10 protein-coding genes are annotated in these 12,080 nt (G+C 39.4%); 2 read left to right on the top strand and 8 right to left on the bottom strand.

The window, feature by feature from the left end:
- Positions 1-254 precede the first annotated feature (254 nt).
- Positions 255-389, bottom strand: a complete 135-nt coding sequence (locus tag A9479_RS19670; protein WP_010391223.1) for a DUF2256 domain-containing protein — start codon at positions 387-389, stop codon at positions 255-257.
- A gap of 2 nt (positions 390-391) precedes the next feature.
- Complete coding sequence (locus A9479_RS07965) at positions 392-1,921, bottom strand: cryptochrome/deoxyribodipyrimidine photo-lyase family protein (protein ID WP_064663138.1); 1,530 nt, start codon at positions 1,919-1,921, stop codon at positions 392-394.
- Between the two features lie 102 nt (positions 1,922-2,023).
- Between A9479_RS07965 and A9479_RS07960 the strand changes: the two genes are divergently transcribed.
- Positions 2,024-2,632 carry a flavin reductase family protein gene (locus tag A9479_RS07960; RefSeq protein WP_064663137.1) on the top strand — a complete coding sequence of 203 codons (609 nt, stop codon included), beginning with the start codon at positions 2,024-2,026 and terminating at the stop codon, positions 2,630-2,632.
- 18 nt (positions 2,633-2,650) lie between these two features.
- Here the strand turns inward: A9479_RS07960 and A9479_RS07955 are convergent, their stop codons facing one another.
- From A9479_RS07955 to A9479_RS07930, 6 genes are all read right to left on the bottom strand, one after another.
- On the bottom strand, positions 2,651-3,952 hold the full coding sequence (locus tag A9479_RS07955; RefSeq protein WP_064663136.1) for an MFS transporter: 1,302 nt from the start codon (positions 3,950-3,952) through the stop codon (positions 2,651-2,653).
- Positions 3,953-4,019: 67 nt separating this feature from the next.
- Complete coding sequence (locus A9479_RS07950) at positions 4,020-7,325, bottom strand: PAS domain S-box protein (protein ID WP_064663135.1); 3,306 nt, start codon at positions 7,323-7,325, stop codon at positions 4,020-4,022.
- Complete coding sequence (locus tag A9479_RS07945; RefSeq protein ID WP_064663134.1) at positions 7,325-8,563, bottom strand: ABC transporter substrate-binding protein; 1,239 nt, start codon at positions 8,561-8,563, stop codon at positions 7,325-7,327. Before A9479_RS07945 ends, A9479_RS07950 begins: the two co-directional genes overlap by 1 nt.
- A 177-nt stretch (positions 8,564-8,740) precedes the next feature.
- Positions 8,741-9,583, bottom strand: coding sequence for a glutathione-dependent disulfide-bond oxidoreductase (yghU, locus tag A9479_RS07940; RefSeq protein ID WP_064663133.1), 843 nt, complete (start codon positions 9,581-9,583; stop codon positions 8,741-8,743).
- A gap of 18 nt (positions 9,584-9,601) precedes the next feature.
- A complete protein-coding gene (locus tag A9479_RS07935) occupies positions 9,602-10,207 on the bottom strand; it encodes a rhomboid family intramembrane serine protease (RefSeq protein WP_024602859.1) in 606 nt (201 codons plus the stop codon).
- Between the two features lie 115 nt (positions 10,208-10,322).
- The gene (locus tag A9479_RS07930) at positions 10,323-11,006 is read right to left on the bottom strand and encodes a type 1 glutamine amidotransferase domain-containing protein (protein ID WP_064663132.1); all 684 of its coding nucleotides are present in this window, start codon (positions 11,004-11,006) and stop codon (positions 10,323-10,325) included.
- Between the two features lie 156 nt (positions 11,007-11,162).
- On the opposite strand from A9479_RS07930, the gene A9479_RS07925 reads away from it, so the two are divergent.
- Positions 11,163-12,080, top strand: a complete 918-nt coding sequence (locus A9479_RS07925) for a LysR family transcriptional regulator (RefSeq protein WP_033103835.1) — start codon at positions 11,163-11,165, stop codon at positions 12,078-12,080.

Raw genomic sequence — 12,080 nt, 5'->3', positions numbered from 1 at the left:
ATAAACGAATAATGCTACATCGCTAACAAACAAAGAGGGGTTTTACAGGCAAGCTCACGCCATGGCTGTAAAATAAGGCTTGGTAAAGGGTGTTCTTTTAATTAGCTGTGCTAGGTGTAATGAATGTTGAGCAGGCAGAGGGTAGAGTGTTAACTTGCATTGAATAACAAGTTGAAACGTTAACCACTATAACAGCTATGTAAGATATAAAGTGAGATTAAAGCGAATATGCGTGTATTGGTTTTTATAAGCGGCTATTTGCTGCGTTTGCACCGCTCTGAGCAATAAATAACGTTATCCCAATCTCGTTGCCACTTTTTACGCCACGCAAACGGCTTATTGCATACTGGGCAAATTTTTTGCGGTAAGTTAAGTTTTTTGTGCGCCATAATTAGGTGTTCTCTTTATTGCTGTTACTGCGAGTTTTGCGTTTTACACGGGTGATTTTTTGAGTCGGAGCTACGTGTTTTTTAAGAATTTTACCTATGGCGCGTTTTACATCGGGCCGCTCTCGGTATTGCCATAGCCGTTCGCGGGCTTCTTTTGAGGCGGTGGTTAAATCAAGCATCGGCTCAGGGTAGTCTTCACCTAGTTTAAAGTCGTTAAATAGCGCTTCCATGGGCGTTTGCTCCCAAGGTTGATGTAAATATTCAATGGGGAGCTTTTCAAGTTCAGGGCACCATTTTTTTATAAACGCACCGGTTGGGTCTTGATCCTCCGATTGCTTTATTGGGTTGTAATGACGAATGGTATTAATACCGGTGACAGAGGCTTGCATTTGAATTTGTGGGTAATGAATTCCCGGTTCAAAGTCTAAAAAGTAATTAGCCAGCGGAAAACTTGCCTGTTGCCAGCTGATGTTTAAATGATGCGTTACAAAGCTAACTAGCATAGCGCGCATTCTAAAATTAATATAACCGGTGGCTTTTAAACAGCGCATGCAGGCATCAATAATAGGAACACCAGTTTGCCCCTGTGCCCAGCGTTCAATATCGCTAGTAACCTGGGCGTCATCACGATACGGAAATGCATGGTAACCCGGATTTAGCGCTTTAAATTCCATGGTGCATTCGCTTTCAAACTTTTGCATAAAATGGCAATGCCAATGCAAGCGTGATACAAACGCGGCAAGTGGGCGCTTCCACCCTTTTTTATCAGCAGAAGTGCTATGGTATGCGTCAATCGCCATTTGATACACTTGCCTCAGGCTGATATTCCCCCACGCTAAATAGGGCGATAACCTAGAGCAATGTGTACGGCTTAAGCTTGGGCTGGATATTCCTTTTTGATAACCCTTACCGCGTTCAGCAAAAAAGCTTTGCATTACTTCACGGGCAAGTCGAGGGCCCCCGTGCTGAAAATGTTCATTATCTTGCGTGTAGGCGCTCGGCAGTATAGGTGTTTGATAATCAGTAAGAGTAAGTGGTTTTATTTGCTTCCAATTAGGTATAGCAATAGGTGCTTGCATGGTTTGTTGCCAGCGCTCGTTCCAATTACTGCGATTTCTTTTGCCACGTATCACAGCCCCCGTTGGCGACTCTAACCAGTTAATGTGATGGTGTTGGCACCAGGCTTTAATTGCTATGTCACGCTCAAAGGTATTGTTTAGCCCTATTTCTTGGTGGCTAAAGAGGTTTGTGATTTCAAACTGCGAGTGAAGCGATTCAAGCAAGGTTTGCATATCTTCATTAAATATATATACGCGGCTGTTAAAGCGATCCAACTGAGTGTTTAAGTCGCAAATAGATTGATATACAAAGCGCCAATGCCGCTCGTTGTAATGCGCATCGTTAAGCAGTAAAGGTTCGAAATTATAAATTAAGAGGGTAGGCAGGCCGTTACTAAACGCATTTTTTAAAGGCTGATGATCGCTTAGGCGTAAGTCACGTTTAAACCAGACTATGTTTATTTTTATGCGCATGGATTCAATGTATTATTTAAAAATGCTATGAAGTAATTATTTAACTTGTACGCAGCGTAGCGATTTTCCGATTTAGTTTTTTAAGATTAAAAGTGAGAAACCATGTTTTTAGATTTAACCGATAATAGCAATCATTCTGTTTATAGCTACTTAGTGGGCGGTATAAGCCCAAGACCGATTGCGTGGGTAAGCACGTTAAGTGAGGAGGGGGTTGCTAATATTGCGCCTTATTCGTTTTTTACTGTTGCTAGTTGTAACCCGCCGGTTTTAAGCGTCACGCAGGTAAACCCTCGGGATAATGCAAATAAAGATACGTTAAATAATTTACTCGCTACCAAAGAGTGCGTAGTTAATATTGTTAGCCATTCGCTTGTTGAACAAATGAACCAAAGCTGCGCTGACTATCCACGTGACGTGAGTGAATTTGATGCTGCAAATATACAGCGTACCCCCAGCCAATTAGTCAGTGTACCAAGTGTTGCTGCGTCAAAAGTGCGCTACGAATGTAAGTTGCGAGAGGTGATTACTATTTCAGATGAGCCAAGCGGTGGGCAAATGATGCTGTTAGATGTGGTGGGTATTTTCCTCGACGACACCGTTTTAGTGAACGGATATATTGATCCAACGCGTTTAGATGCGGTGGGTAAAATGGGCGGCGATTATTTTAGTACCACGAAAGACAAATTTGCATTAAAGCGCCCACAGTTATAAAGCAATGTTGGTAACCTATTATTCGGTTTGTGGTAAAAAGAATGCACTTATAGCACCTAAAAAACCAAGAGTACTGTAAAGTAAAATTAGCTCAGCGGTTGATAAAAAAGCCTCGAGTAAACCTATACTACCCAGAAGTAGTAATAACACCCCAATTACCGTGTTACTTACCGATACATAATCGGTGCGTTTATTGCCCTCAGCCATATCAACAAGGTAAGTTTTTCGCCCTAAACGCACGCCTTGGTGTGCAACTGAGAGTAAAAAATACAATATAGGCATAACCCACCAATTTAGCAGTAGTGTGCTATACCAAGTGGCAATAACAAATACGGCTAAGCCATTAAATGTGACTAATATAGCGCTAAGCACTAAAACACGCTGGCTGGATAAGTCACTGAGCCTGCCCCAAATAGGCGCCGAGACTAAACTAGCAAAGCCAGAAACGGCAATAAAAGTGGCAAGCAGAGAAAATTCAAAAGACTGTTTACTGGCTAAAACTATATAAAAAGGGGCACTCAGAGCTGAGCATAAAAGTAGCGCACGCGTAATAACAAAATGGGCAAATTGTTTATCTTTATAAAGCAGCTTAAGTTTAGAAAGTGCATGCAGCAAGCCATTTTCACCGCCATCGGTTGCCCCCTTATATTCATTTATTTGGCTGTAAAAAAAAGCCGCGATCACCCACATTATTGCACCGAGTGCTAAGGCTATAATGACGGTGTTTTGATCTTTTTGTTGTGAAAAAAACCACATAAGCAAGCCAAACGTTAAGGTGGCAAAACCGGCAATACTGGCAGCTAAGCCACTAATATTACCGCGCTGTTGCTTAGGAATAACTTTTCCAAGCACATCTTTTGCGGCCACCGAGTTAAACCCTCTAGCTAAGCTAAATAAAATTAATAAACCAATAATGGCGTAACCCGCAAGCTTGCCCTCAAGTGTAAACGCGACACCAACCATAGCCAAAATACATAAAGACTGCACAATAGCGCCAATAACCCACACCCATTTACGAATAGGCAATTGGCGGATAAAGCCAGCAATAGCTAACTGTGGCAGCAGTGAGCCCGACTCTCTAATAGGTACTAGCCAAGCAATAAAACTCGCTGGCACGTTTAAGCTTTGCATTAACCACGGCAACGTTATTTTGGGATTGAGTAGCGCATCAGCAAACTTACTAAACAGTTGGCTTAGCAGTAAAGTAATAAAATTACCGGGGACTTCTTGGCATGCGTTATCGTCAATGGCCTTACACGCGCGAGCATCTTCTTCGTTATTTAAGCGTTTATAAATTTGCTCTTTTGTTAGTTTTTTCACTCTATTTTACCGCTGTATAAGTACAAATATCTATATATATTAAGATGATATGGTTAACATATCTACTTTACTCATTGTTTTTAAGCTCATATGGCAACCATTTTAGGAGTTTTTTAAATAATATGTCTTGCGCAATGGGCTTAGAAATATAGTCGTTCATTCCAACCTGTAAGCACTTAGCTTTATCGCCTACCATAGCGTTTGCTGTCATAGCAATAATAGTAATTGGGGGATTTTTACTTCCAGCTTCATTTACTCTTATATTGGTTATGGCTTGGTAACCATCCATCACTGGCATTTGGCAATCCATTAAAATGAGTGAGTACGGGTTATGGGAAGTTGTTTGTTTTAAATATTCGAGCGCGTGCTGGCCATTTGCTGCAATATCAATGCTATTAATTCCTATTTTTTTAAGCGTGGTAGAGGCGACGATTTGATTAATGTTGTTATCTTCAACCAGTAAAATACGAATACTTTTGTCCCACACAATATCATCGCTCGACAAAGGCTGAGTGTCAGATAAATCCTCAGTAATGAGGCTGCTATTACTTTGCTGTTTATCGCTAAAGCAGGTCGATAGCATCTTAAAAAGATTTTGTGTGATTATGGGCTTTGTAACAATGGCTGAAAACCGAGGCGCTTGATATAAATCGCGCTGTTTATTTAGCTCACCCGTGGTCATTAAAACAACATGCGCAGCCATAAGATCTACTTCTTTATCAAGGGTTTTACTTAAGGTTAAAGCATCGCCGTCACTTAGCTGCATATCAATCATAATTAAATCAAAACAAAGGTTTTGTTTTTCGATATATTGCTGACATATTTGCACAGCCTGCTTTGCGGATGGGCTGATTACGGCTGTTGCTCCCCATTTAGTAAACTGCTTGTGTAAGATAGAAGATTGAGTTTGATTGCTGCACACAATTAAAATATTTAACGATGACATATCTACAGGGGGTAATACTTTTTGTGGGTTTTTACTGCGTTTTAGAACAACATTAAAGCTAAAGTTACTGCCCTTATTTTCTTTAGATTGTACCTGTATATCACCTTCCATTAGGTAGCATAACTTTTTAACAATCGCTAAGCCTAAGCCCGTGCCTCCATATTTTCGTGTTGTTGAAGAGTCAACTTGAGAGAATGATTTAAATAGCTTGGCTTGTTGGGCTGCAGAAATACCAATCCCAGAGTCTATTACTTGGCAGTTAAAACGCATTTGATTATTGTTAATCGGTGTGAGTTTAGCAATAACTTGCACTTCACCTTTATGAGTAAATTTAAGCGCATTATTTACTAAGTTTGTTAAAATTTGTTTGAGGCGTCCGGCGTCACCAATGACAAAAGCGTATTCAAGATGCTCTATATCTAGCATTAACGGAATATTTTTACCGTGGGCATGAATTGCTATTGTTTCGATAAAATCGTCGAGCATGTTACAAAGATTAAACTCTAACTCCTCAAGCTCAAGCTTACCGGCATCCACTTTTGAAAAGTCTAAAATATCGTTAATAATATTTAATAAGGAGTTTGCACTATTGAGTGCAATGCTTACCTGATGGTGTTGTTTTTCATTTAATGAGCTATCTAAAATCAAATTAAGCATGCCTAATACGCCATTCATAGGCGTGCGAATTTCATGACTCATTGCTGCTAAAAACTCGCTTTTGGCAATGTTAGCCTGTTCAGCCGCCGCTTTTGCTTCAATTAATAATTGATTCGCTGCTTTTTGCTCAGTGATATCTTGCTGAATTCCCACATAAGCTGTGAGTTGTTGCTGCTCGTTAAAAACAGGTGAGATTTGTAGGCTATTCCAAAATTCCGTGCCATCTTTTTTATAATTTAGTATTTCTATACGTTGAGTTTTTAATGTTTTTATTGCATTAGTAATAATATCTATTGCGTTCTTATCGGTGTTTGGCCCTTGAAGTAAGCTGCAATTTATTCCTAGCATTTCCTCTTTACTATAGCCTGTTATTTTTTCAAATTCAGAGTTTAAAAAGACTAAAGGAAAGCCTTGCACACTCGCATCGGCTATAGAAATACCCACATTACACGATTCGATTGCCTGCGCTAATAAATCATTTTGCTCTTTTGCTTGTTTTAATGCTTTTTGAGAACGTTTTTGCTCAGTAATGTCAGTTACAGAGCCTGCCATTCTAATTGCTTTATTATGCTCATTGCGCAGTGCCATCCCTTTTACTGTAAAATAACGATAAGCGCCTGATTTAGTCTTTAATCTATAATCGTAATTAAAGGGAATGTTGCTAATTAAGTGATTTGCTATTTGCTTTTTATGCTTGGTTATATCATCAGGGTGAAGTAACTTATAAAGTGCATCAGCACAGTGAGGCAAAGCGTTTTTATCGTTTTCGTCGTAGCCAAGCAATACGCTAATACGGGGAGAAAAATATACTTCATTTGTAACAATATCCCAATCCCAAATACCATCATTACTTCCCTTAACCGCCAGTTCGTAACGCGCTTCACTTTGCTTTATCGCTTCTCTTGAGGATTCTAAAAGCTTAAACGGGTTTAGTAGTAAGTGCCGACCAAATACAAACAGGAATAACGACGATAAAGCCATACTTACAATAATTGATATAGCAATATCGATTATGAAGCGAGTAGTTTTAGCAGCAATTAAATTGGCAGTAATGTAGTAGTTTAATGTTATATCTGTATTGCCAATGAGGTTTTGGTTAATACTGACATACTCGTCATCTTGATTTAAATTAGAATAATAAACCCATGGGCCTGCTAAAGTCAGTCCATGGCTTTCACGGTCAAAGTCGGTCGGTAGTAACTGGGTCATTGGCGTATTAAATTGCACCATAAGCACGCCCTCAGTAAAGTTATTATATTTTATAGGCACCGCAATGGTGAATAGGTCGGTATTGGTTGGCTTATTTAATATCACCGCCTTTTCTGTATGCTCTTCAAGTAAGCTATTTATCCATGGTTGCTCAATTATACTCAGCTCGTTAAGCAAAGGGTCGTTACTAAAAACCACCTCTTTTAATACGTTTATAATCGTTATTTTTTCGGTGCTACCCATTATTTTATATTGAGAAAGGTAATCTTGGAGTAGCGCTTTTGAGGTGTCTGCCCCCATTATGGCGTTAGATAAAATAGGTTGACGAGCAAGGTCATTAAGAATTTGTGTTCTTGTTTCTAAAAATAGTGTGAGGTAGCTGGTGGTGAGTTTAGATTCAATCTCAAGACTTTTACTTTGCAAATCATAAATAGCTGTATTTGCGCGATGACCAACAAACAGTAAAGAAATAGTCACTGATAATATTAAGCTCAATGCTAAAAAAGTATAAAAAGCATTATTTGTTGAGAGCTTAAGTTTTTTATTTATTAATGCTCGCATTACTCAACATTGCCTATTGGGTTTTCGATAATGTGTATTTTTCCATCTGGCTGATAATTTGCCATGCATAAATCGTCAAAACCAAGTGCTTCGTGGGCATCAATATTATTAGCTGACCACACAGCAAAAGGACGTTGGTATTGTTTTATTAAGCCATTAACTGGCATGGTTAAGTTCTCAAGTGCATGTTTAATTTTTGCTCTGTTGTGCTCTGTATTATCGGTTAAAGTTATTTGTGATATGCCCTGTAACAATAGTTTTGTTAAGTCGTAGGCATGAATAAATCCAGCCGGAGAAATTAACTCAGTGGGTGCTACAGGGGTAGGCTTGAGGGATAAGCTTTGTGCTATAACATTTTTAGTTAAAGCGGTTTGCGGCGTTTTTAAAAATGAAAAACAGCTTTGTATAAAATGTAAGCTCAAGTTTGATTTTATGGCTTGCTCAACGTTGGCAAAAATACCCCCACCCGTTATTCCCCAATGACTAACAATAGGAAGGCGTTCATTTTTGGCAAAACTTGCCATCGCATTTATAAATACAGCCCCCTCAATGGCATTTCCAACAAATAAAATACACTCTGCAGGTGTATTTTTTATTTGATGTAGCATTAATTTGGCGTTATTTATTTTTGTGTTCCAGTTAAACCATTTTACTTGTGGTTTTATATCACCAAAGGCCTTAAGCATGGTGTTGTTGTTTGATTTTCCCCATGGCGTGTCTTCTAAAAGTAAGAGCGGATTTTTGCAATTTAGAGTTTGCGTTGCAAATTGTGCCATTCTATAACCGGCTTTTGTATCATCTACCGAGAGCCTAAATACCCAGTTATCATCGCTAGGGTATCGGGTAATAGACCCTCCTGCAGCCCAAGGCAGTAGTAGTAATAGTTTGTTTTTATTGATGAACTCTCTGTTTTTTATATAGGGCGGGGAGTGCAATCCACCAATAAAAACCAGTGCATTGGGGTCTTTTAGAAACTGCTGCATGTGCAATAAGCTGCGATTCGCATTACCTCGGTTGTCTTTTTCAATCAGTGTGAGCTGATAATCTTGCACGTTATTATTAATCTCTGCTAAAGCAGTCAGCACCCCCATCTTCATTGCATAGGCCGATTCGTAATGGTTTGAATAGTCTGAGTCATGGTAGAGCGTTAATGTTTTTACATCTTCGCTGCGTGCACTTAAAGGAAATGCTGCAATATAAAGTACACTTAAGAGGAGTACACAAACCAAAGATCGCATAATAAACTTTATATTAGTAATTTCTATTAAAGTTAGTCCATTTTGGCGTGTTTTCCTGTTTTAAAAGGAAATTATTTAATTTTTTATAAAATATGAAACTGAAATATGATTCATATTTTTTATTAATGGACATAAAAAAGCCAGCTAAGCAGCTGGCTTATTGAACTGTTTTGACTTTTATTTAAAGTCTTGGGCCGTGTGGCGCTCTGCCATTTGCTCTTCTTCCGGGCCCCACGTACGATTAACGCGACGACCTCGTTTTACGCCTGGACGTGCAGCCACTTGTTTAGCCCAACGAACCACATGGGTATAAGATGCCACATCTAAAAACTCTGCCGCGTCGTATAGATCACCTAAAACCAGTGAGCCATACCACGGCCAAATAGCAATGTCGGCAATTGAATATTTACTGCCAGCCATGTATTCATTGTCACTTAAATGGCGGTTTAGTACATCAAGCTGGCGCTTAGTTTCCATGGTAAAGCGGTCAATCGGGTATTGCATTTTACTCGGTGCATAACTGTAAAAGTGGCCAAACCCACCGCCTAAGTAAGGTGCTGAGCCCATTTGCCAAAATAGCCAGTTACGACACTCTGTTTTGGCTTTGAGATCATTAGGAATAAAGGCATCAAATTTTTCGCCTAAGTATTGTAAAATAGCACCTGACTCAAATATGCGTGTTGGCGGTGTGGTTGAATGATCCATCAGCGCGGGTATTTTTGAGTTCGGGTTTATATCAACAAAGTCAGAGCCAAACTGATCGCCTTCACCAATATTAATTAAATACGCATCGTATTCGGCATCGGTTAAGCCAAGCTCTAAAAGCTCTTCAAACATAATACTAACTTTTTGGCCATTGGGTGTTGCCAGCGAATAAAGCTGAAATGGATGTTCGCCAATCGGTAATGTTTTGTCATGAGTAGCGCCTGCAATGGGGCGATTTATACTAGCAAATTTACCACCACTTTCACTGTCCCATGTCCATACTTTAGGCGGGATGTATTCGTTGTTTTCACTCATAAATAACCTCTATCTTTATTAAACGCGTGTTTTAGTTGTTGCTTGCTGATTTTTTAATTTATCTGCTTTTGCTAGTTTATAACCTAAAAACAATCCACTTAATGCACCAAAAAAATGGCTCTCAAACGAGATATGAAAACGCTGCGGTAATACGCCCCAGATAAAGCCACTGTATAAAAATGCTACGATAATAGCGATGAAAATCGATTTAAATGAACGCCTTACAATGCCATAGCATAAAATAAATCCCCACAAACCATAGATGACACCGCTTAGACCCACATGAATATTACTGCGGGCAAACATCCAAACTAATAAGCCACCTACTAAAGCGGTGAATATAAATACACTATAAAAGCGCTGTACGCTGTACTGGCAAATTAACCAGCTTAATACAGCAAATGGCAACATATTACTGGCAAAATGCCACCAGCTACCGTGTAAAAAGGGAGCACAAAGAATACCAACCAACCCTTGAATACTTCTTGGATAAATACCTAAACCGTTTAAATTAATGCCAGGTAGGCTATTAATAAGCTGCAATACAAAACAAATAATAATAATGCTAAAAATAGCAAAACGGGTACTGGTAATAAGTGAAAGCGTGTTTGGTTTAGTGGCCATAGTGTGATCCTAATTTACCGAAAGTGTTGCCAGTATAGGAATTGTATAAGGTAATGAAAAGCAATTAAAAAAGCACAGCATAAAATGCTGTGCTGATTTGAGTTGTTGGCTGCTATTAACCTAGTTTAGTTAATAGCTTTTTAGCTGCAAGTTCTGAGCTTGCTGGGTTTTGACCGGTGATCAATAAACCATCTTCTAGAGCAAGTACGCCCCAGTCATCGGTTTTTTGGTAATCGCCACCTTTTTTGATAAGTTCGTCTTCAACTAAAAATGGAACAATGTCAGTAAGTTGTACAGCAGCTTCTTCGCTGTTAGTAAAGCCCGTTACTTTTTTACCGGCGACTAATGCATTGCCATCAGCGTCTTTAGCATTTAAAAATACCGCACTTGCATGACACACGCCAGCGACTGGTTTTTGCTCTTTAATAAAGCTTTCAATGAGCGATACAGAATCGGTGTTATCGACTAAATCCCATAAAGGGCCGTGACCACCAGGGTAGAATACGGCGTCGTAATCAGAAGAGTTTACTTCGCTTAAAACTTTGGTATTTGCCATCAGTGTTTGTGCACCACTGTCTGCATCGTAACGTTTGGTTGCCTCAGTTTGAAAATCAGCAAGTGTACTAGTTGGGTCAATCGGTGGCTGACCGCCGTTTGGAGAAGCCAATGTTACTTCAATACCTGCATCAATAAATGCGTAATAAGGGGCTGCAAATTCTTCTACCCAAAAACCAGTTTTTTCGCCAGTGTTACCAAGCTCTGCATGTGATGTAAGAACCATTAGTATTTTTTTAGCCATGTAAGGTATTCCTTATGATGATTTAAATTAATTAATCTTGCTTGATAAATACTATATGCACTAAGAGAGCTTTAAACAACGATGATAAATTTAACTTAATTGATTCAATAATTGATACAATGGGAGGGTTGAAGTTAAAACCGCATTGGAGCACCTATGAAAGTCTCGTTTGAACAGTTAAAAAGTATGGTGGTATTTGCACAAATTGTAGAGCAGGGCAGCTTAACTGCAGCGGCAAAACAATTAGGGCTGACCCGTGCCGTAGCGAGTTATCACTTAAAAAAATTAGAAACACAGCTCGAAGTGACGCTACTTAACCGTTCTACCCGCACCATGGCGTTAACCGAAGCCGGAATGGCCTATTATGAGCGTTGCCGTGTTATTACAGAGCAAGCTAATGCCGCTAATCAGCAAATAGAAAATATAAAAAGTGAACCTCAAGGGCTATTAAAAATAAGTTGCCCAGTAAATGTAGGGATGCAGTTAATTGTACCGGCAATAAATACCTTTAAACGTCAGTACCCTAAAATTGATATAGATTTACAGCTCACGGATGACGTTGTGGATATTATTAAGCACGGGTTTGATTTTGCAATTAGAGGGGTTGCACTGCGCGATTCGAACTTACAAGCCACTAAGCTCACCACTATGAGTACCTGTATTTGTGGTGCGCCCGATTATTTTGCGCATTTTGGTAAACCCACCACACCCGATGAGTTGGCAAAGCATCAATGGGTGGTTTATCAATTAGGCAGTAAAACGCTGACCTTACAAAAAGAAGGCAAAAAGGTCGATATTACAATGCAAGGTAGTTTAAGCACCAATAACGCTGCTGCACGCACTGCGTTTGTAGAGGCGGGGCATGGTATTGGTCGTATTCCACTTTATGATGCATGGCCAAAAGTACAAGCGGGTTTGTTGCAAATTATACTCGATGATTATAAAAGCAAAGACATTGAACTTTATGGGGTGTTCCCGCCTGGGGCGGCGGGCTCTAAAAAACTGCGTTTGTTTATTGATTATTTAAAAGCGTATTTTGTAAAGCAACATACCGCATTAGGTATGCTTAAATAA

The sequence above is a fragment of the Pseudoalteromonas sp. MQS005 genome (genome assembly GCF_001661605.1).
Taxonomy (GTDB): Bacteria; Pseudomonadota; Gammaproteobacteria; order Enterobacterales; family Alteromonadaceae; genus Pseudoalteromonas; species Pseudoalteromonas tetraodonis.
Note: the sequence above shows the minus strand (reverse complement) of the source record. Positions and strands in the feature narration are given on the sequence as shown.